This is a genomic window from Halostagnicola alkaliphila (assembly GCF_055379965.1).
Genome location: NZ_AP043826.1, coordinates 1,233,604 through 1,255,163 on the forward strand (window position 1 = coordinate 1,233,604; position 21,560 = coordinate 1,255,163).

16 protein-coding genes are annotated in these 21,560 nt (G+C 61.1%); 6 read left to right on the forward strand and 10 right to left on the reverse strand.

The features are described 5' to 3' along the window. Positions 1-159 precede the first annotated feature (159 nt). Positions 160-1,197, reverse strand: coding sequence for an RNA-guided endonuclease InsQ/TnpB family protein (locus ACZ5C7_RS11265; protein WP_464376402.1), 1,038 nt, complete (start codon positions 1,195-1,197; stop codon positions 160-162). A 333-nt stretch (positions 1,198-1,530) separates the two neighbouring features. Here ACZ5C7_RS11265 and ACZ5C7_RS11270 point away from each other — a divergent pair, with 333 nt between their 5' ends. Genes ACZ5C7_RS11270 through ACZ5C7_RS11280 form a run of 3 tightly spaced genes read left to right on the forward strand, consistent with a single transcriptional unit; the run spans position 1,531 to position 7,680 of the window. Next, positions 1,531-5,499: a PAS domain S-box protein gene (locus ACZ5C7_RS11270; RefSeq protein ID WP_464376403.1), complete on the forward strand. Its 3,969-nt coding sequence runs from the start codon at positions 1,531-1,533 to the stop codon at positions 5,497-5,499. Further along, positions 5,492-5,956, forward strand: coding sequence for a response regulator (locus ACZ5C7_RS11275; protein ID WP_464376404.1), 465 nt, complete (start codon positions 5,492-5,494; stop codon positions 5,954-5,956). The genes ACZ5C7_RS11270 and ACZ5C7_RS11275 overlap by 8 nt, the downstream gene beginning before the upstream one ends. After that, positions 5,953-7,680: a bacterio-opsin activator domain-containing protein gene (locus ACZ5C7_RS11280; protein WP_464376405.1), complete on the forward strand. Its 1,728-nt coding sequence runs from the start codon at positions 5,953-5,955 to the stop codon at positions 7,678-7,680. Before ACZ5C7_RS11275 ends, ACZ5C7_RS11280 begins: the two co-directional genes overlap by 4 nt. 42 nt (positions 7,681-7,722) lie before the next feature. Here the strand turns inward: ACZ5C7_RS11280 and ACZ5C7_RS11285 are convergent, their stop codons facing one another. The 3 genes from ACZ5C7_RS11285 to ACZ5C7_RS11295 all read right to left on the reverse strand — a co-directional run bounded on the left by ACZ5C7_RS11285 (position 7,723) and on the right by ACZ5C7_RS11295 (position 10,921). Beyond that, on the reverse strand, positions 7,723-8,322 hold the full coding sequence (locus tag ACZ5C7_RS11285) for an HdeD family acid-resistance protein (protein WP_464376406.1): 600 nt from the start codon (positions 8,320-8,322) through the stop codon (positions 7,723-7,725). 529 nt (positions 8,323-8,851) lie between these two features. After that, positions 8,852-10,636: an archaeosine synthase subunit alpha gene (gene arcS, locus ACZ5C7_RS11290; RefSeq protein ID WP_464376407.1), complete on the reverse strand. Its 1,785-nt coding sequence runs from the start codon at positions 10,634-10,636 to the stop codon at positions 8,852-8,854. A gap of 72 nt (positions 10,637-10,708) precedes the next feature. Next, positions 10,709-10,921 (reverse strand): PLDc N-terminal domain-containing protein, encoded by a 213-nt coding sequence (locus tag ACZ5C7_RS11295; protein ID WP_464376408.1) that lies wholly within the window; start codon positions 10,919-10,921, stop codon positions 10,709-10,711. A 125-nt stretch (positions 10,922-11,046) separates the two neighbouring features. Here ACZ5C7_RS11295 and ACZ5C7_RS11300 point away from each other — a divergent pair, with 125 nt between their 5' ends. Further along, positions 11,047-13,545, forward strand: coding sequence for a methyl-accepting chemotaxis protein (locus ACZ5C7_RS11300; protein ID WP_464376409.1), 2,499 nt, complete (start codon positions 11,047-11,049; stop codon positions 13,543-13,545). Positions 13,546-13,594: 49 nt separating this feature from the next. On the opposite strand, the gene ACZ5C7_RS11305 is transcribed toward ACZ5C7_RS11300, so the two are convergent. The 4 genes from ACZ5C7_RS11305 to tgtA all read right to left on the reverse strand — a co-directional run bounded on the left by ACZ5C7_RS11305 (position 13,595) and on the right by tgtA (position 17,204). Beyond that, positions 13,595-14,224: a helix-turn-helix domain-containing protein gene (locus ACZ5C7_RS11305; RefSeq protein ID WP_464376410.1), complete on the reverse strand. Its 630-nt coding sequence runs from the start codon at positions 14,222-14,224 to the stop codon at positions 13,595-13,597. Between the two features lie 58 nt (positions 14,225-14,282). Further along, on the reverse strand, positions 14,283-15,113 hold the full coding sequence (locus ACZ5C7_RS11310) for a hypothetical protein (RefSeq protein ID WP_464376411.1): 831 nt from the start codon (positions 15,111-15,113) through the stop codon (positions 14,283-14,285). Between the two features lie 168 nt (positions 15,114-15,281). Further along, complete coding sequence (locus ACZ5C7_RS11315; protein ID WP_464376412.1) at positions 15,282-15,644, reverse strand: TRAM domain-containing protein; 363 nt, start codon at positions 15,642-15,644, stop codon at positions 15,282-15,284. Between the two features lie 78 nt (positions 15,645-15,722). Further along, positions 15,723-17,204: a tRNA guanosine(15) transglycosylase TgtA gene (tgtA, locus tag ACZ5C7_RS11320; RefSeq protein WP_464376413.1), complete on the reverse strand. Its 1,482-nt coding sequence runs from the start codon at positions 17,202-17,204 to the stop codon at positions 15,723-15,725. Positions 17,205-17,463: 259 nt separating this feature from the next. Between tgtA and ACZ5C7_RS11325 the strand changes: the two genes are divergently transcribed. Beyond that, entirely contained in the window at positions 17,464-18,843 is a 1,380-nt protein-coding gene (locus ACZ5C7_RS11325; RefSeq protein ID WP_464376414.1) for a hypothetical protein, read from the forward strand. 62 nt (positions 18,844-18,905) lie between these two features. Here the strand turns inward: ACZ5C7_RS11325 and ACZ5C7_RS11330 are convergent, their stop codons facing one another. After that, complete coding sequence (locus tag ACZ5C7_RS11330) at positions 18,906-19,457, reverse strand: NUDIX hydrolase (protein WP_464376415.1); 552 nt, start codon at positions 19,455-19,457, stop codon at positions 18,906-18,908. Positions 19,458-19,636: 179 nt separating this feature from the next. On the opposite strand from ACZ5C7_RS11330, the gene ACZ5C7_RS11335 reads away from it, so the two are divergent. Further along, on the forward strand, positions 19,637-19,912 hold the full coding sequence (locus ACZ5C7_RS11335) for a PadR family transcriptional regulator (protein ID WP_464376416.1): 276 nt from the start codon (positions 19,637-19,639) through the stop codon (positions 19,910-19,912). A 287-nt stretch (positions 19,913-20,199) separates the two neighbouring features. On the opposite strand, the gene ACZ5C7_RS11340 is transcribed toward ACZ5C7_RS11335, so the two are convergent. Beyond that, on the reverse strand, positions 20,200-21,372 hold the full coding sequence (locus ACZ5C7_RS11340; RefSeq protein WP_464376417.1) for a DUF4397 domain-containing protein: 1,173 nt from the start codon (positions 21,370-21,372) through the stop codon (positions 20,200-20,202). Positions 21,373-21,560: the final 188 nt, after the last annotated feature.

A 21,560-nucleotide genomic window follows, 5' to 3' on the forward strand; every position in this document is an offset into this window, starting at 1 on the left:
ACCCCGACCACAAGGGTCGGGGCTTGTCAGTGAACTCCCGCTCTACCGCTAAACAGCGGAGGCGTTGAAATCGCCGTTCGCGTTCACCGTTCCTGACTTTAGGGCTAGTTGACTGGTAGCCCGTCCAGAACCAGACTTGAGCCAGTTCTGGACAAGACGCTACGCGACGTTCCAAGCCGCGTGCAACTCCTTTCCACACTTCAAACACTCGAACTCGTCACCATCACGGTTATCCTCGTGTGTGAACCCACACTCCCCGTGGCTGCACCGTTGCGACGTATACTGTGGCGCGACGGTTTCAACTTCGATACCGTGTGTTTCGGCCTTGTACTCGACCTGTCGCTGAATCTCTCGGAACGCCCACTGCTGGAATTTGGAAGCGTTCGAGATGCGCGTCCAGATGTACTTCAACCGCTCGAACGCGATATGCGTACAGTCGTTCTCGACAGCTTCTCTGACGATTTCGTTCGACACGTCGTGCAGGCGGTGACGACTCCACTCGGCAAACCTGTCACCGATTGACTGGATGGTGAGGTGCGCCGAGCGAGTGCCTGTCTGTTGCAGGGTTCCACGCCGACGCTCGTACTCGTCACGCTTGTGGTTGAGTTCGTCCGCGTTTCCAAGGAACGCTCCCGTGCTGGTGACGGCGAGGGAGCCATCCACGTTTAAATCGACGCCGAGAAGCACTCCGTTCTCGGTCGAATCATCGGTAGAAACAGGGGAAACGTCTTTCTCAACGGCAACGTGGAGGGAGTACTCGCCATCTCGCTTGTGGAGCGTGGCTTCTCGTTTCTCCCACTCGTCCTCGTTCCAGTACTCCGCGAACGGCGTGTCTTCGTCGTCGTGTGGGAAGATGTACTCTGCACGGATTCTCCCGTCTACCGTGGAGAGGGTGCAGTGGTCGTCGTTGTACGTTACGGTGTTTGAGTTGTAGGTGACGACCGTGCCCTTGAACTCTGGCTTGCTCGTGTTCTTCCCGTCTTCGAGCAAGTCCTTGCAGTTCGAGAGGGCGTTGGCTGCGAGGTTACGGGCGGATTGGACGTGGCCACCTGTGAGTGGGCTGTCCTCGCGGATGTCGTGGTATGTGGCTTCGTTGAGTTGGTTTTTGTTGGTGATAATGTCGTCAGGGTTGTCGCTCCAGGCGTAGTCGATGACGGGTTCAGTAACTCGTTGGAACTCATCAAACGTGGCATCCACTACCGAGTGATGTTCCTCGGGGATATCGAGTTTGACTTGGATATTCCTGACGACGGTCACACTCTATTATTGAGGTAGATATTATTTGAACAGTCGTGTTTGGTGTGAAGTCGTATCACGTGGATGGAGTCGTCCTGTGACGGACTTCACCCCCGACCTCAAGGGTCGGGGTTCTCGTCCTGTACTGCCTATAGAGACCGTCACCGCCCTGAACTCCTTCTGAAGTATTCCGGAGGGGGTGTCGGGCGTTCACCGAGCCTGAGTATCTCTCTGCCTGACCGGTTGAGCGCCACATTTACGACGCTTGACCGTCTCTCTTCGATTCATTCTAGCATGGCAACCTCGGACCAATCTCGGGACGCGCTTCGCTCGCGCGTTCGACAACAGGAGGCGGTTACGGAGATCGGTCGACGAGCCCTCGAGACCGACGATATCGACAATCTGTTACGCGACGCGACCGAGGCCGTTAGAGAGACGCTGCAGGTCGATAGCTGTGGCGTCCTCGAGTCGCGCGTCGACGCTGATCGTCTCCATCTGCGGGCGGGTGTCGGTTGGGACGAGGGGGCCGTCGGTTCTGCAACGACTCCGGTACGTGAGGACGTTCAGACGGGACAGGCGCTGTTGTCCGGGGAGCCGGTCACCGTCTCGGATCTCGAAGCGGATGCCCGGTTCGCCGTGACGGATCTGCTGGCGAGCCACGAGATCACCAGCGGCCTCTGCGTTGGCATCGGACCGTCCGAGGACTTGTGGGGCGTTCTGGGCGTGTACACGACGACGCGCCGGGAGTTCGCCGAACACGAGGTAACCTTTCTCAAGAACGTCGCGAACCTCCTCGCATCCGCGGTCGACACGGAGCGAACGAAACGATCCCTTCGAAACGCGGAGACGCTCACCGACCGAATCGTCGAGACGAGTCCGGTCGGGATCACCCTGATTGACGCAGACGGACGGAACGTTTTCGCGAACGAGCGTGCGGAGGAACTCCTCGGCCGCTCCCTCGAGACGCTCCGTTCGTACGATCACGACGACGACCGGTGGAATCTCGTCGACGAACGCGGTGAGCCGGTTTCCGGCGACGAGATGCCGTTTTCCCGAGTCAAAGAGACCGGCGAAGCTGTCTACGACGAAATTATCGGCCTCGATCATCCGGACGGCACTCGAGTGTGGCTGTCGACACACTGTGCACCACTTACTGACGAAAACGACGGGTTCGACGGTGCAGTGTACGCCCTCGAGGACGTTACCGAACAGGTGCGCCTCGAGAACGAACTCGAGACGACCCTCGACCGCGTCACCGACGCGTTTTACTCGCTCGACGAGGAGTGGCGGTTCACGTACGCGAACGACGAAGCCGAAGAACTGATCGACTTCCAGGAGCAGGGGCTGGTCGGCAAGACCGTCTGGAACGAGTTCGAGTGGGCGGCCAACTCGAGGCTGCGAACGGAGTACGAGCGGGCGATGACGAGTCAGGAGCCGACGTCGTTCGAATTCTACTATCCGGAACCGATCGAGTGCTGGTTCGAGGTCAACGCCTATCCCTCCGAAACGGGGCTGTCGGTGTACTTTCGGGACATCTCAGAGCGCAAGGAGATAGAACAGGATCTTCGAGCGAGCGAAGCGCAGTTTCGCCAGTTCGCGGAAAACTTAGACGAAGTCGTCTGGATGAGTTCGGTCGAAACAGACGAAATCCACTACGTCAACCCCGCCTACGAGGAAATATGGGGTCGATCGAAAGAATCGCTGTACGATTCTCTACAGTCGTTTCTCGAGGGGATCCACCCCGACGACCGAGCGCGCGTTCGGGAGACGATTCCCGATCGGAGACGAGGGGAGTACGAGGAGGAGTTTCGCGTCGTTCGGCCGGACGGGTCGATTCGCTGGGTCCGCGATCGGGCCTATCCGATCACGGACGAGGACGGAACGGTCTCTCAAATCGTCGGCATCGCCGAGGACATCACCGAACGGCGGACGATGGAACGAGAGCGCCGAGAGAACACCGAAACGCTCCACCGCCTCTACGCGATCGCGTCGGATCAGAACCGATCGTTCGACGAGAAGGTGGATCGAATGCTCGAGATCGGTCGCAACCGACTCGGTCTCGAAGTCGGATACCTGGCGAAAACCGACGAACGGAACGACCAGTTCGAAGTGACACACGCGAGCGGCGAGAGCGACGAGATTTATCCGGGATCGATCGCGCCGCTGTCCGAAACGTACTGTCGGCGAACGATCGATGCCGACGGGTTGTTCGGGTTCGCCGATATTTCGACGACCGACTCGATCGACGAGTCGACATACGATCGATGGGGGCTGGACTGTTATCTGGGCGGCGAAGTGATCGTCGACGGCGAACGCTACGGAACGTTGTGCTTCGAAGACGAGTCTCCCCGTTCGTCGCCGTTTACGCCGGCGGAGGAGATGTTCGTCGAACTAATCACGCAGTGGGTCAGCTACGAACTCGGGCGCGAGAACCGAGAACGTCGGCTGCAGCGATACATCAGGTACACCGATGCGATTCTCGATACGGTCGACGACGTGTTCTGCGTTATCGACGACGATGGGCGTCTCAGGCGCTGGAACGAGACGCTTCCCGCGGAGACTGCGTACTCTCCCGCGGAAATCGAGTCGATGCGGGTTTCCGCGCTGTTCGATACCGAGAGTCCGATCATCGAGAACGCGATCGAAGATGGGTTCGAAACGGGGTGTACGCGTCTCGAAGCCCCCCTGCGAACAAAAGACGGACGGACGTTCGAGTACGAGTTCTCCCTGTCGGCACTCGAGAATCCCGGCGGTGAAACGGTTCTTGCGGGAATCGGTCGTGATATCACGGACCGAAAGGCGCGCGAGCGCGAGTTGAGCCAGTACGAGCGGGTCGTCGAGACGGTCGAGGACGGGATCTACGTGCTCGACGACGAATACCGGTTCAGACTGGTCAACGACGCGTATCTGGAGTTGGTCGGTTATTCGCGCGAGGAGATCCTCGACGAGCACTGTTCGGTCGTCGTCGGCGAGGAAATATCCACCACGGCGGCCGAGCGGTCGGTCGACCTCCTGGCGACCGACCAGGAGGCAGCAACGCTCGAGGCCCGCGTCGAACGGGCCGACGGCGAACGGGTTCCCGCCGAGAGCAAGTTTACGCCGTTGACGTCCACGGAGGGTGAGTACGAGGGAACCGTCGGCGTGGTCCGTGACGTCACCGAGCGAAAACGCCGAGAACGCGCGCTCGAGGAGAGCGAACGACGGTATCGGACGCTCGTCGAACAGTTCCCGAACGGTGCGGTCTCGTTGTTCGACGAGGAGTTGCGATACACGCTCGTCGGCGGACAGGCGTTGGACGCGTTCGACGTGACGGCGGACACCGTTGTCGGGACGACGATCTGGGAGCGATATCCGGAGGCGCTCGCAGCAACGCTCGAACCCAACTTTCGGGCCGCCCTGAAGGGTGAACGACGCTCGTTCGACTTCGAGTATCGCGATTCTCACTGGCACGCTCACACGCTCCCGGTCAGCGACGAGGACGGCGAGGTGTTCGCCGGGATGATGATGGTCCAGGATATCACCGAACGGGTCCGATCCAAGCGAAAACTCGAGGGCCTCGTCGACGAACTCGAGGAGTCGAACGAACGGTTAGAGCAGTTCGCCTACGCGGCGTCTCACGACCTCCAGGAACCGCTTCGAATGGTCTCGAGTTACCTCACGCTGGTCGAGCGACGATACGGAGACGAACTCGACGAGGACGGGCGGGAGTTCATCGATTTCGCGGTCGACGGCGCAGATCGGATGCAGGAGATGATCGACGGACTGCTCGCGTACTCGCGGGTCGATACTCGCGGCGATCCGTTCGAACCGGTCGACTGTGAGGCGGTATTCGACGATGTCTTGGCCGATCTTGCGGTGAAAATCGCAGAGACCGACGCCGAGATCACCGTCGAATCGCTCCCGACCGTCTACGGAGATCCCGGACAGCTTCGCCAACTGTTTCAGAACATTCTGGATAACGCGCTCACCTATTCGGGTGAGAAGACACCACGTATAACTGTATTCGCGCCGAAGTCTCGGGCATCGAGGACGATTTCGGTGCGTGATTCAGGAATCGGTATCGAGCCAGAAGAAACCGACAGAATCTTCGAAGTGTTCAACCGACTTCACAGCATCGAAGAGTACCCCGGGGCTGGAATCGGTCTCGCACTCTGTCAGCGAATCGTCGAACGACACGACGGCAACATACGGGTCGATTCCACCGCGTCGGAAGGTTCGACGTTCTCAGTACAACTACCGCCACCTCCACAAACAGATGACTAAGACACCGATGTCCAACGCGGAACCTGCTCGAATTTTGCTCGTCGAGGACAACCCCGGCGACATTCGGCTGACCAAAGAGGCGTTCAAAAACGGTCGAATCGAGAACGATTTGCACGTCGTCTCAGACGGCGTTGACGCTCTCGAGTTTCTCTCTCAAGAAGGCGAGTACGCGGACGCGCCGCGTCCGGATCTCATCCTGCTGGATCTGAACCTCCCGCGAATGAACGGCGACGAGGTTCTCGAGGAACTGCAGGACGATCCGAACCTGCAGCGGATCCCAGTGATCGTTCTTACGAGTTCTCAGGCCGAAGAAGACGTGATCTCGTCTTACGATCTGAACGCGAACGCCTACCTCACGAAACCGGTCGACCCGGATGCGTTCATCGAGACCGTCCGAACCTTCGAGAAGTTCTGGTTTTCGATGGTTCGACTGCCTCCAGAGGACGGTTCGTCATGACCGGTACCAACCTTCACGAGGACTCGCTCTCAACGGACGTGAGTCAGCGACCGGCGGCGAGCGACGACGGAGAATCTACGGCGGACCAAGCAGTTCACATCCTCCTGATCGAGGACAACCCCGGAGACGCACGATTGATTCAGGAGATGCTTCGCGATTCCGAGGAACTCACACAGCGGTTCAACCTCGACGAACGAACGGACGAACGACCGACCGTAACCTGCGAGACTCGGCTCGAGGACGGCCTCGGGACCCTCGAAACGGAACGTATCGACGTCGTGTTGCTCGATCTGAACTTGCCCGACAGCGACGGGATCGAAACGCTCGAGTCGGTCCACGAAACGGTCGAGTCCGTTCCGATCGTCGTGTTGACGGGCGTTCGCGATCAGGAAATCGGCGTGCGAGCGATCCAGCGGGGCGCACAGGACTTCCTCGTCAAAGACGAGGTCACGACCCCGCTGCTCGTCAGGACGATCTACCACGCGATCGAGCGCGCCCGACAGCGCCGCGAGCGCCAAAAACGACGTCAGGAGATGGAGGCGCTCAACCGCCTCAATCGGATCGCCCACGACATCACGCACGCGGTGATCACGACCGATACGCGAATGGAACTCGAGCAACAGGTCTGCGATCGGCTCGCGGAGTCGGACGCTTACAAGTTCGCCTGGATCGGGGGTGTGAACCCTGGAAGCGACGAAGTCGTCCCGCGAGCGGAGGCTGGCATCGACGAGGAGTACCTAGAGCGGATCACGATTTCGACCGGTGACGACAAGCACGCGGAGGGTCCCGGCGGAACCGCACTCGAGACCCAGGAGGTTCAGATCACGTCCGACGTTCGCACCGACCCGGATTTCAAACCGTGGCGCGAGATCGCACTCGAGTACGACTATCGCTCCGTCGCGTCGATTCCGATAAACCACGAGGAACTCGTCTACGGCATTCTCGGCGTGTACTCGACGTCCGTTAGTGCGTTTACCGGTCCGGAAAAGGACATCCTGTCGCGAATGGGTGACGTCATCGGGCACGCGATAACGGCGATCGAACGGCGGGAAGCGCTGGTGAGCGACGCCGTCGTCGAACTCGAGTTCCAGATCGACGAATTCGCGAATCCGCTCGTCGACCTCTCGACGGCCGAGTCGGTAACGATCCGCTTCGACCGATTAATCTGGGAAGGAGACACGTTGCTCGCATACGGCTCAGCGGCGGGAGTTCCACAGGACACGTTTCGGGAGACAATCGAGCAGGCTGAGGGATTCGACGACGTCCGATTCCTCACTAACGGTGACGAGGAGTTCGAATTCGAACTCCTCGTTCCGGCCGTTGGTTCGCTGTTCGAGACGATCGCGACCCACGGCGGCCGGATTACGTCGGTAACGATCGACAACGGCGAGTTCCGGTTCGTCGTCCAGCTCCCGCAGGGTCGTGACACCCGTCAGATCGTCGAACTCGTCGGAGATCGTCACGACGGCGTCAGCTACCTCGCCCAGCGATCGCTCGATCAGCGCGAAACGGACGAATTGGGTTCGAAATCGGTGCTTCAGGAGGAACTCACGGAAAAACAGCGGATGGCGCTCGAGACGGCCTACGCGGCCGGTTACTTCGACTGGCCGCGGGGAAGTACTGGCGAGGAGATCGCCGAGCGTCTGGATATCTCTCCGGCGACGCTCAATCAGCATCTGCGAACCGCCGAAAGGAAATTCTTCGAGTCGCTGTTCGAAACGTAGTCGTTGGCGTTTTTCGAACGCAAAAGACAGCCCCGAGACGGATCACGCTCCGCGCGGTTCGGTTGCGGAAGGGGCCGTCTCCGCGTCGCCTCGACCGGCGAAAGCGACGGCGGCCATCGAGATGCCGGTTATGAGGAGGCTCACGCCGACGATTAGACCGATCGCCCAGGCGGCGTCAGCCGGGAACCCCGCCCAGAGCATGGCCGCTAAGACGAGCGAGAGCACGCCGCTCGCGACGATCGTCCCCCGGCCGGGTTCGCCGGCCATCCGGACGCCCATCCAGAGTTCGGCGATCCCGTCGACGAACAGGTACACGACGAGCAAGATCGTCAGGCTCGCGAGCGCGATGACCGGGTTCGCGAGGACGAAGAGGCCAGCGACGAGGCTCACGACGCCGACGACGAGTTGCCACATCGACCCCTTCCACCCTCGAGTCGTGATCGAGTGTGCGCCGTGGACGATTCCGCTCAGTACGAGAAGCGCTCCCAGTGCGACGGTTACTGAAAGGCCGGTAACGGCCGGTAACGCGATCGCGAGAAGCCCGATCAACCCGATGACGCCGCCAGCGAGTGCGAGCGTTCGCCAGCCGTGCTCGAGCGAGTATTCTGGAGTCGATTCGTCTGCTGTAGCGGTTGAACTCATTATCTTACACCGGACATACATACGACACGAGAGTAGATATAGGTATATTCTATATTTGACAGTAGTTCCGGACGGCGGACCGGTCCGAAACTCTGAGGGTGGGGATCATGTGCTTCTCGGCTTCTAAACTGCGGCTATTGTCCTCGAGGTCTGGTCTGAATTACACATGAGATTCGGTCACTATCGCTGACTACACTGACGACCGGGTGCGATAGCACTCCGTCTACCCACCGCAGTCGGCAGTATCCCGACATAACCACCGCGGGCGGGACTGAAAGGGGCTGGCGGGCTCGAGGCGCGAAACGACGCAAGGACCGGAACGAACGAAGTGAGTGAGGACCGCAGCGAGTGCCAGCCCTCGAGCGCGTCAGGGGCTTTCGGGCTGTTGACGGCGTACGCGCTGTGTCACAGCGGAAGGTACACGAACTGTTTCCGTCGCGGCGAGCGACTCGAAGAGGCCGAATACGAGCGGTGTTCGGCCGACCGTTCTTTGCGGGTCTCGTTTCTTCGCGAGTATCGTTTGTCGTCGTTACCGCTCTTCGACGTGGCGAATCTCCGCACCGATCCCGCGCGTACTCTCGACCATCTCCGTCCCGAACATCTCGGCGCGGCCGACGCCGAAGGCCTTCGGCCCCTCGACGATAACCTCGTCGCCGACGCGGATGTCGTCGTCCGCGTCGACGATTCCCGGCGCGAGCACGCTGCCGTGGGGAACGAAGTTGTCGATTTCGACGCGCTTTACAGGTGCGTCGCTTTCGACCCACCGTTTCGCTCCCTCGAGCGTGAACGAGAGGGTGCCGTACTGGCGGACCATCGTCGCGAGTTGGGTCTCCTCGTCGTCTCGAACCTGGATCTTGGGGTACCGGCTGGTCGTCTGAATGTCGGTGAAGAGGTCGTCACCGGCCCCGTCGCCGAGCAGGTAGTCGGCGATGGCTCGAACCGTGTTGTGCTCGCGCTCGCGTTTACTGTATTTCAATTCTCCCGACAACTCGCTCGAGAGGGCGGCGATCGACTCCTCGTCGGTCGGGTGAGCTCCCTTCGCGACGGTGTAAGTGACGTCCAGTCCGAGCGACTCTTCGACGCGTTCGACGATGTCTCGGTAGCCCTCGTCCGGGACGTGGGCGACGATTCTCGGATAGTCGTTGCGCTCGAGGTAGCGCTCTAACACCGACGCGACGAACCGTTTTTCGTCCTCGGACCAGCGACCCGTGACGACGCTGTCGTAGTGTTGGGCCGGGTAGGTCGTCTCGAGTTCCTGGGGAACGACGCCGATGGGCGAGGTCATCGACACCTGGTGGGCGCGCCACTGAATCGCGTCGTGGAACTGTCCGTGGCTCTGGGACTCGCTGTAGGGTTTGCGAGCCGAACAGGGGGTGAGGACGAGCGGGTTCTTGAACCGGTTCGTGTACCGGCTCGTCACGCGGTCTGCGAAGCGCTGGATCTCGATCCGTCGAATCGCGTCGGACGTCGAGGCGTCGAGGTCGGCCTCTCGAAGGATCGGCGTCCGCTCCTCGAGGTAGCCCCACTGGTCGTCGAGTTCGCGCATCGCCGCGGTGAGCCACTGATCGTGCCGGGCCTGTCCTTCGACGTAATCCCGTAGCCGTCCGTCCCGAACCCGCTGGCGGACGATCGAGAGTTCGGCCTCGAGCGCGGCGACGTTGTGTTCGACGCAATCCTCGCGGTCGAACGCCTCGGGGTCTGTCTCCTCGCTCAGCGGGCCGGGCAGTTCTTCTAAATCCTCGAGGAAGTACTCGGCCTCGCTCGTGAGGTACTTGCCCTGGGTCCCCTTGACGATCGCTCTCGAGGCGTCGAAGGCGTCGACGCCGGCGTAAGCCAACAGGGCGACGTTTCGGGGAGTCGCGACGCCGGAGAAAATCAGCGCGGTGTCGGCCGGAATCGCCTCGCGAACGCTGACGACGGCCTCGACCAGGGCCGCACCGTGGCCGATCGCCGACCGGGCGTCGGAGACGATGTACGCATCTGCCCCGGATTCGGGATCGTCCGGCTCCGGAATGCCGTGGAATTCGGCGCTTTCGCTCGAGACGACCGCGGCGCTGGGAAACTCGACGTCTGGATACTCGACGGCGAACGATTGCTGGACTTCCTCGTCGGTCCCGCCCGGGAACCCGCGGTGGGGGAGCACGGTGAGGGCGGACTCGTCGCCCTCGGGAAGCTCCCGTTCGGCCGCCCAGAGCGAGCCGGCATCCTCGAGGACGTCGTCGACGAGTCCGGGGGTCCGAACGGACTCGGAGAGTCGGAGTTCCCCGAGGCGCGCGGCCCCGTCGCGCGCGTGAATCTCGAAGTAGTCAGTCATACTCGAACTGGTGTCGGAGCGCGAAAGAGACTGTCGATACCGACCGCACTCGCTCATCTCGGACGAGCGAAATCACTCATCTTGGCCGAGAAGGAGATACAACACGACGCTCAGCGGCGGAGCCAGCAAGACCGCGAGCGCCCACAGCGCGGGCGATTGGGTACTGTTTTTCTTCGCGTCCGCGTACACCCAGACGATCGCCGATCCGACGAGCAAGACCAGGAGTATTCCGATCAGCGGCGCGAGATCCGGCGGCGGTGCCTCGAGCGAGGTAGCTGTGAACATGTTTCTACGGTGTAGTTTCCAACGGTAAGTAAATATTACATCTGCGTGACCACTAGCAACCGTTCTATCCTCGAATTGGCCGGAAGCTTCTTGCCGATTCTATTTGGATAATGATACTATACGAAATGCTGCCATCAGTAGAGCAAGTCGTTCCCGAGCGGGTACAGCGAAGCTACCTCGCGAAGTTTGGCGTCGTCCTTTCTATCGTTCTGCTCGTTACGTTCGTCGCCGCGCTCTTTTTCTACGTCGATATCTCGAGCGCGCTCACCGACGACGCACAGCAGAATATGGAACTCACCGCCGAGGACGAAGCCGAGGAACTCTCACACTGGGTCGAAGACCACCAGCAGACGACCCGTCTCCTCGCCGCACACGAGACGTTCGCCGGTGACGACGAAGACGAAATCGAAGCGCTACTCCACGAGGAACTGGACGAACTTCCCGAGACGACGCAGGATATCCACTACTTCGAGTCCGGTCTCGGTACGACCAACGCCGTCATCGAACAGAGCACCAACGACGACGTGACCGGAACGGACGTTCGCCAGTTGCTCGGCAGTGCGAACGTCCACGTCGAGGAAGACGGCGAAATCGAAGAACGCGGCGTCCGCGACCTCGAGGCGGATTTCGATCCGACCTACACGGATACGTACCACCACGACGACGAGTACAGGCTCGGATTTCTCGCCCCCATCTACGCCGACGGAGAGCCTGACGGAATGATTATGATTAGCGTCAGCGTCGAGGACCGCGCCTCGATGTTCCATAACCCGATCGAGGGAAGCGATACGCAGGTACTCGATAGCGGGGACGGATCGGTGCTATTTGATTCGGCGGGAACCGACGACCTCATGGGCTTTTACCGATCCGATGAAACGGAGTCGATCATCGAGGACGAAGACGACGAAGCTGGCGTCGTGGAGTACGATGACACGGACGAACTCGTCTCGTGGGCGCCCGTCGACGGCACCGACTGGGTGCTCGCTTCCCACGCCCCGCAGGGAAGCGCCTACGCGCTCGCCGACGACGTCGGCAACTCGCTGCTCTTCCTCGTCGGGATCTCGCTCCTCGGGTTCATCGCCATCGGCCTCCTCATCGGTCGGCCGACGGCTCGCGCACTCGACGACCTCGCCGACGACGCACGCGCGCTCTCGGAGGGCGATCTCGAGGTCGAAATCGAGTCCACCGACCGATCCGACGAACTGGGGCGGGTCCAGAACGGGTTCGCCGACACCACGGACTACCTGCGGACGGTTGCCGATCAGGCCGACGCGATCGCTCGACAGGAGTTCGACGACTCCACCCTCGAGGAGGACGTTCCCGGTACGCTCGGCGAGTCGCTCGACACCATGCAACGAGATCTCGAGGAGTTCGTCGCAGAGATCGAGCGCTCACAAGTCGAGGCGCAGGAGGCTCGAGACGAAGCACAAGCGGCACAGAAGGAAGCGGAGGAGCTCGCACGGCAACTCGAGCAACAGGCCGAACGCGTGAGCGAGGCGATGGCAGCGGCCGCGGACGGCGACCTCACCGAGGCACTCGACGAGGACCTCGACAACGACGCGATGCGAGAGATCGCCCACGCGTTCAACGAGATGATAGACCAGTTAGAGGAGACGATCCTCACGATACAGCGCCTCGGCACGGAGGTCGACGAGGTCAGCGCCGATGTCGCCTCTCGAGTCGACGAGATCGAACGGGCGACCCACGACGTGAGCCAGTCGGCCGAGCAGATCTCCGCGGGAACGGATCGTCAGGAGACCAAGTTCCAGAGCGTCCTCTCGGAGATGAACGACCTCTCGGCGACCGTCGAGGAGGTCGCCTCCACGTCCGAAACCGTCGCGAACGTCTCCAGAGAGACCGCCGACCGCGCCGAGGATGCGAGCGAGGCGACGGACGATATCCTGACCGAGATGGACCGACTCGAGCGCCGAACCGAGACGATCGCCGACGAAATCGGTTCGCTGGACGAAGAGATGGGACGAATCAGCGAAATCGTCGATCTGATCGACGAGATCGCGGATCAAACGAACATGCTCGCGCTCAACGCGTCGATCGAGGCCGCTCGAGCGGGCGAGGCGGGCCAGCGGTTCGAAGTCGTCGCCGACGAAGTCAAGGAACTCGCCGAGGAAACCGCCGAAGCGACCCAGCAGGCGGATTCACTGATCGGCGAAGTACAGGAAAGCACCGACGAGACTGTCGGGAGCGTCCGCGAAATGCGCGATCAGGTCGACAGTAGCGTCGACTCCGTCGAAGACGGGATGGAGGCCATCGAGGACATCACGACGCAAGTCGAGGAGGTAAACGACGGCGTTCACGGGATCAATCAGGCGACCGACGAGCAGGCCAGAGCCAGCCAGGAAGTCGTCTCGATGGTCGAGGAAGCGACCGACGTGAGCGAAGAGACGAACGCCGAAGCCAACAGCGTCGCCGCGGCATCCGAAGAGCAGACGGCCTCGGTCTCGGAGATCGCCTCCGGAGCGCGCTCGCTCGCCGAGTCGGCCCAGGCGCTGAACGGCTCCCTCGAGGCGTTCGACGTGAGCGAGGATCGCGAGCGCGATGAGGAAGCCAAACGAGAGGACACGGGCGAGACGCTCGAGTTCGACGACGCTACCGTCTCGGAATAGCGTCCTTTGAGGAGCGTTGCGATCGCAGCAGTGTTTTCGGTCGCTTTCGTCAATCGGGGCGGCTAACGAACGACTTGATGATCCGCGCCTCGCCCCGGCGAAGGATGTTACTCGCCGTCGATTTATCGATCTCGAGCGAGTCGGCGAGCTCCGAAAGCGTACACTCTCTCGGAATCTCGAAGTATCCTTCCCGTATCGCAGTTTCGAGGACTTCCCGCTGGCGGTCGGTTAATAACTCGTCCGTTTCCTGTGTCCCGACGAGCGAACGGAGTTCGTAGGACAGCGGCGACCCCTCGAGTACCGCCAGAAGTCGATCCAGTTCTTTACGGGTGCCCGTTAGATCGAATTCGTACCAACCGTTTTGGACGGCGATCGGGAACTCGATCGTTTGTGCGGACTGTTCGACGAAGTCGTACAGAGCGGTATCCGTCGTCTCGTATTTCGCGAGCACGCGCCTGTCGTTCGACTCGAGCAGTTCGTAGGCCGCTATCGACGGATGATCGGCCATTTCGGCGGCCACGTCGTTCGGATGATCAGTGATCGTTTCGCCGAGCTCCAGTGCCGAGTCCTCAACCCGGTATCCGGACAGCAGTCTGAACGTGGCCCGTGGAAACGCTCTGGAAAGCTGGGTGATCCAGATGTCCGGCGGGAGTTGTATTTCGAACGTGGCGCTAATCATTCCTCTCGTCCCGGACGTGATTACGGCCATCGAGGGGAAATAACGAACGCTCTCGCCGTCACGAAACCAGCGGCGTAACTGCGAGCAGGAACGCCGCGAGCAGGAGTCCCGCGTAGAGACAGCCGACGAACCAGACGATCCGTCGGGGACTGCCGATTCGACCTTGCCGTTGGGCGACAGCCGACAGGTACCCCACCAGCGGGAGCACTTGCAGCGCGTGGAGTCCAACGAAGTGTGCCACCCGAAAGTCTCCGACGAGCGTCCAGCCCACCACCGGGAGTGTGTATCCGCTACCGACGGTGTTCGTATTCAGCGCGCCCATCGCCCCGCCTTCGAACGCACCGACGACGAACAGCCCGCCGCCGAGCGCGATTCCCAGCGCGAAGGCCGGGTGCACGTCGAATCCGTTTCGAGCCGCCCGGACGAACAGCCAGGCGATCAACAACGTGACTCCGACGATTACCAGCCCCATCGTCTGATAGACGGCCACGTCGAACGCCGTCGAGGAGTTAAAATGCGACTCGGTGCCGCGAAGAGCTTGACCGGAAATCGCGACGATTTCGATACCGAGCCCGATCGCGACGCCCCACGAAACCAGTCGGAGGAATCGATCTGAGACCGACAAGTGCGGGGTAAGCCAGGCGAGGGTCCCGGCGAACAACCCGATAGAGGCGGCGAACTTCGCGGGCTTGAGCCAGACGGGCTCTCCACCGACGGTTCTGTAGTCCACTCCGAGCCCGACGAGAAAGAGCAGTAGCAAACCGACGTGTGCCGCCGCGGTCCAGAATAGAACCGGATTCCGACGCCGGAGTTCTTGCGGGAGCGCCGCCAGTTTGTGAGCGGACCACCAGCGCCCGGTGTCGATCGATGAGACGTCTCTATCGTTCATGGAGCAATCGATGTCTGCGATTGTCGAATCTATTACCCCAACATGTTGGTGTCACGTATCGACAGTTGCCTCGAGGAAGGCACCAAAACGAACCGACCGTCGAATCTCCCTCGCCAGCGCCTCCGATAGTTCCCTACTGGAATGTGGTGAGAAAGCCGTACAAAAGCGCTACGCTCGGCCAAGATACGCTCCCGTCGCCGACGTGTGTCCGCGATTGAACGAGAGGATTTTAATCTCGATGACGTCCGCGACCTCGGCGTCCGAGGGCACGTCCTCGACGAAGACGACGAAGCCTTCGACTTTGGTCACCGCCTGGCGCTCGCCCGAATGGTGTACCGTGAACTCCTCGATCCCGACCGTTCGCTCGTCGCCGACGTCGACCGGCGGATCGCGGTTCTGGGCCTCCCGGTGGCTCTTTGCGGATTGTCGCCGGTCGCTCGAGGATCCCCCGCCGCGGAACCGCCTGATCAGCCACGATCCGAAGAGAACGATCACGATGGCACCGAGGGCGAGCGACGCTGCTCCGATCATATCAGTACAAAGTACCCCCGCGCCTCTTTGCTGTTCTGGTGACGTGGTCGCCGAACCGGTGGGTGTGATGGGCTCTCGCTAGCGGTGTTCCGTCGTCAAGTCGATCGCTTCGACCGAGTCGGGAACGTTCTCGAGCACCGCCGCCGGCCAGCCGAGGTGACCCAATCCGAACTCGGTGTCGGGGTTTTCCTCGACGAGCCGGGCGACGCCGTCGGCGGCAGCCTCGAGCGCTCCGTCGTCGATCCGGTCGGGAATTTCGGCGGTGAGGGGATAGCTCTTCGAGAGCGCCCGCGGGAACGGGCCGAAGGGCGGTTTGACTCGCCAGGAGTCGTCGTACGTCTCCGGGCCGTCGGAGTCGCCTTCCGTGAGAAAGAGAGTGTCGGGAACCGAGAGCCGCTCGAGTCGCTCCCGGTGGCGGAGCACTTCGGGGCGACGGGCGCTCTCGTGGGAGGTATAGAAGAACGCGCCCTTCGAAACCGGATCGGCGGCCTCGAGCTGGTCGGCGTGGTCCAGTAGCGTTCGGTAGCCGTCGAGCATCGTCGGGTGGGATCGGGCACGTTCTTCGACGAGCTCGAGGAGGTTCCCCGCTCGAATCGCCTGTTTGATCCGACGGATCTCCCCGAAGGTGACGTGGAGGTTGTGGGCGGCGAGGGTCTTCTCTCGTTCCTTGTTCGAAAGCGCACGAACTTCGTCGGGCGAGTGCTCGATACAGACGGGACACGAACACGGGAAGTACTCGATATCCTCGAGATGCTGGGTACCGCGGACCGTAAGATAGCGATCGTCGCGAGCGTAGAGGGCGTAGGCCGCGGAGTCGAACAGATCACAGCCCATCGCGACCGCGAGGGCGAACATCATGGGGTGGCCCGCGCCGAAGAGATGAACCGGTGCGTCGGCACCGAGCCCGCGTTTCGCGGCGGCGACGACGTCTATCATGTCGTCGTACCGGTAGTCGTTCATCAGCGGGACGACCGCGCCGACGGGGAATACGTCGAGATCGGTCGCGTCTGCGTGGCGACCGGCCTCTTCCCGGAGATCCGGATAGGTCGACCCCTGAACGGGTGCGTTGATTAGCATCTCTCCGACGTCGACCCCTTCGGCGATCTCGAGTCGGTCTTTGGTCGTCTCGAGTTCGTCTCTCGCCTGTTCTCGGGAAACGTCCGGCGGCGTGGGGATATCGACGGGCGTTCCGATGTCCGAGCCGATGTCGGCCTGAAACTGGAGGATCTCCTCGGTGGTGACGGTGATTTCGCCGTACTCCGAGAGCTGAAACGAACCCGAGTCGGTCATGATCGCCCCTGGGAAGTCGAGGACCTCGTGAAGTCCCTCCGACAGCGCTTGCTCGCGAACATCGTCGGTGTTGTAGATGATATAGGAGTTGGTGATGAGAATCTCCGCGCCGAACTCGTCGGCGAGTCGTCGAGGGGAGATCGTGTCTAGGTTCGGATTGATCACCGGGAGGAGCGCCGGCGTTTCGACGGTGACGTCGGCACGCGGCACGGTGAGTTCGCCGATCCGCCCTCCGGCGTCGGTGTCTTGGAGTTCGAAGCACTCGCGCATCTACCGTGTGTTTGCGAGCGAAGCGGTAAACGTTCCGTTCCATCGACCGCGATCGGCACGAATGGCGAGTGCAAGGATAACGGTCATTCGCCGTGAACGACATCCTGATTCCGTCGGCTAGGGTGTGAACGACTCACGAGAAGACGACAGTGAATCAGCCATTAGTGACCGTTTCAGGTTTTCTAACAGTGGTTTTCTCCGAGACAACATTGTAACAGTCGCCTCGTTTTAGCCCTGATAGGGATGTACTGTTGGAGGCATGGTTTCACGACCGCAGAAAATCGGTGTTGTATTCGTCGCCCTGTTAGTCGCCCTTTCGGGGGGTCCAGCCCTCGCCGGCGCGACAACGGCCGCCGACGACACCGGAGACACGAGCGCAACGCTAGAAAACGTACAGGTGGGTACACTCGACCTCGACAACGTTACCGTCGAGGACGCAACAATTGATGAGCTGAACGTCGAGAACCTCGATATCGAGGACGAGCAGGAACTCGAGGAGGAACTCGGCGATAACGGCGACAACGGCGCCGCTGACGACAATGAGACCGACGAGAACGGCGCCGCTGACGAGAACGGTGTCGCTGATGATGACGCCGACGCTGGCGACGTGACCATCTCCGACATCGAAATCGAGTCACTCGAGCTCGAGGATGTCTCGTTCGACGACCTCGAACTCGACGAGGACGAGATGGCGGATGACGAGATGGACGACACCGCTGATGACGACGAAGCAAACGGTGTTGACGACGAAGAAGACACCGCTGATGAGGAAGACAACGGCGTTGACGAAGAAAACGGCGTTGGCGAAGAAAACGACGAGATGAACGATGACGAGAACGACGCTCAGCAAGACCTAATCGACGAGGATGCTGACGAGCTAACCGTTCAGCAACTCACCATCGAAACGATGGACGTCGATCAGATGACCATCGACGAACTCACCGTCGAAGACGATGACGGCGTCATCGACCAGATCGGCGACTGGGTCGGTGGCATCTTCAACGACGATGGAAACGACGAAGCGGCTGACGACAACGAGACTGACGAGAACGGTGCCGCTGACGATAACGGCGTCGACGACAACGGCGTTGCTGACGAAGATAACAACGAGACTGACGACGAGAACGGTGCCGCTGACGACGAAAACGGTCAGACCGAAGAGATCGACGAACTCACCATCGAGCAGTTCGACGTTGACGATCTCAACATCGACTCGATGACTGTCGAGTCACTCGAGAGTGACGACGAGGCCGACGATGCGGAAGATGACGAGGCCGACGAACCCGCAGCTGACGAAGACAACAACGAGACTGACGAGAACGGCGCTACTGACGAGAACGGCGTTGCTGACGAAGATAACAACGAGACTGACGACGAGAACGGCGTTGACGACGAGAACGGCGAAACCGTCTCGCAGGCCTCCGCATCAGCGATCACGATCGGCGATGCGACGGCACAGACGCTCACCCTCGGCGACACGACCGACCTCGAGGAAGAAGTAGATGAGGAAGACGCTGAGGACGACGAGATGGATGACGACGAAGCAAACGGCGTTGACGACGAGGACGACACCGCCGATGACGAGAACGGTGCCGACGAAGAGAACGACGACCAGCCCTCGGTCGTTGCACTGACCTAATCAGCGCAACGATAGCGACGAGGTCGCTTCACTACGTCGACCACGCACCCCTTTTTTCGCGCTCACTCGTCCCCGAAGAGTCGGTAGTACGAGAGCGCGAGCACCGTTCGCCCGTCACGGATGGTTCCGTCGGCAACGGCTTCGGTGAGGTCCTCGAGCGTCGTCGTCGCGACGCGAATGCTCTCGTCGTGATCGAGTTGCTGATCGGCCGTCGGTCGACAGCCTCGTGCGACGAAGAAGTGGACGACCGTGTCGGCGAACCCGTTGGCGGGCTCGACGGTCACGAGCGACTCGAGAGTGTCGGCTTCGTAGCCGGTTTCCTCGCGAAGCTCGCGACGGGCGGCCGCCTCGAGGTCGACGTCGTCGGATTCGGTGCCGCCGACGGGGAGTCCGCGATTGACTCTGGAAACCGCCTGTCGCCACTCCTCGATGCAGACGATGTCTCCGTCGGGGGTCAACGGGAGGATGCAGACGCTCGGCGGCTCGGTGAGGTAATCGAAATCGGTTTCGGTTCCGTCGGGAAGCTGAACGGTCTCGTTAACGATATCGAAGCCCGGACAGGAGTAGGCTACCGTGCTGTCGGTGGTCTCCCACGCGAGCGAATCCTCGTTCATAGCGGCCGATACGCCGGTCACCCGCAAAAATACAGCGACAGCGGCCCCGCTTGAATCACCGAGGCGGAGTCGCGGCGAGTAGCCACTCCAACTCGAGACGAACGAAACCGCTGTGGAGAGCGTACACGCCCTATAACAAAGCCATAGATCGATGAAGGTCGTTACTCAGAGGGTGATCCATGGACCAGCTTACAGGATTCCAACGTGACTTGTTGTACGTTATTGCAGGAATGGACCGTCCGTCCGGTCAGCAGATTCTGGACGATATCAATAGGTACATCGACCAACCGGTTACGCACGGTCGACTGTACCCGAATCTCGACACGCTCGTCGAGTTCGAACTCGTCGAGAAAGGAGAGATCGACCGTCGGACGAACTACTATGCGTTGACCCCCAAGGGACGACGCATTCTCGAGCAACGACAGGAGTGGGTAGAACGATACGTCGACGCTTGATCGTCGTGTGCCGACGCTTTCTTCACTCCTTCCTCCTCGACCGTCGGCTCCCGCCGTTCCCGCCGGTGGCGCTCGAGCCCGCTTGGTCGCAGACAGTTCCAGAGTAACAGGCTTCGAGCGACTGCTCGTTGCCGTATCCGTCCTGATCGATTCGTTCGGACAGTTATGTCCGGATTCACTAGGGAGCAAAACCAAAAGAAGACGGCGACCACCGTGTTTCGACGACGGTTCCAATCTCCGTCGGGGTAACGGGGAGGGGACGTTCTCTTCGAGTGCCGGATTCTCCGTTAGTAGTTCGACTCGTTGCCGGCGGTTTCGTCGCCGTCCATTGCGCTTTCGTTGCCGTTCGTTGCCGTCTCGTTGTCAGCGCCGTAGTCGTCCGAATCAGTCACGTCATCCGAACCGGCGTCGTCTTCTGGGGCTTCCTCGGCGTCAGGTCCGTCCTCGTACTCGTCAGTCTCATCGTCTGAATACTCGTCGGCTTCGTCTTCGGGGTCCGGCTCGTCGGCCTCCGACGGGTCGTCTTCGACCATCGCCATCGGCCCGTCCTCGGTCAGGGCGACATCGAACGCTTCTTCGTCCGCTTCCGGCTCGAGGTAGCCGATCGCGTAGGCGGTGTACGCGCCGCCTTGCTCGAGGGTCACGTCGAGGCTGGCAACCGCTTCTTCGACTTCGTCGGGAGCGTTTTCGACCTCGTCGTCCTCGTAATCGTCTTCCGTGCCGTACTCGTCATCGGCACCGTTCTCGGACGCTTCGTCGTCGTGGTGCTCGCCGGCTCCGTTATCGTCCCCGTCGTCTTCCGAATTGTCGGTCGCATCGTCCTCGTACTCGGGAGCCTCTCCGCCAGCGTCAGGCTCTTGGGCTCCGTCTGCGGCCGGGAGCACGTCGAGGCTATAACTGCCGGCGGGCAGTGCGACGTAGTTCGTCGCCGCGCCGAACGAGACGTTCTCGAACAGTTCCATCGAGCCGTCGTTGCCGACGACGTCGACCGCCGGTGCGTCCGGAGACGCGTGTGCGAGCCGAACCAACGAGGATCCAGCGTCGGTCAGAATCAGCGGGCTGAACGTGTCGGCCTCCAGCTCACCGATCGCTGCGACGGTGTAGAACGCCTGCCCGAAGTAAACGTCGTCTTCGAAGACGACGGCTTCCGAGTCGCCCGCCGCGGTGATCGTCACCGCCGCCGTTCCCGGTTCGATTTCGAGATACGGCGTTACGTCGTTGTAGTCGACCGACTCGAGAACCTGTTCGCCGTCGAGGTAGATATCGACCGCCGGAGCGTCCGGCGAGAAGTGTGCGACTCGAACCGCAGACACGCCGTCCGGGACGTCATCGTCGTCGATATCGTCGTCCGGTGCTCGTTCGTCGTCCTCGTGTTCGCCCACCGCCAGTGCCGACCCAGTGAGTGCCGCTCCCGCTCCTAGCGCGCCAATCGCTGATAGTGTTGCACGTCGTGTTGTCATCATTAGACACTGTCTAGTGGGGACGAGATGGGGAAAAGGGAGATAGTCAGTTACCCTGATTGTCAAACCCTTTCCTCGGTGAATCGTTCGTAGGCCGAGACTGTCAACCGGCGCTTCGGATGTAGGGTCGACGTGAAAACGAGAAATCACAACCTACACGTGACAAACGCGGACTCGAGTCGACGATA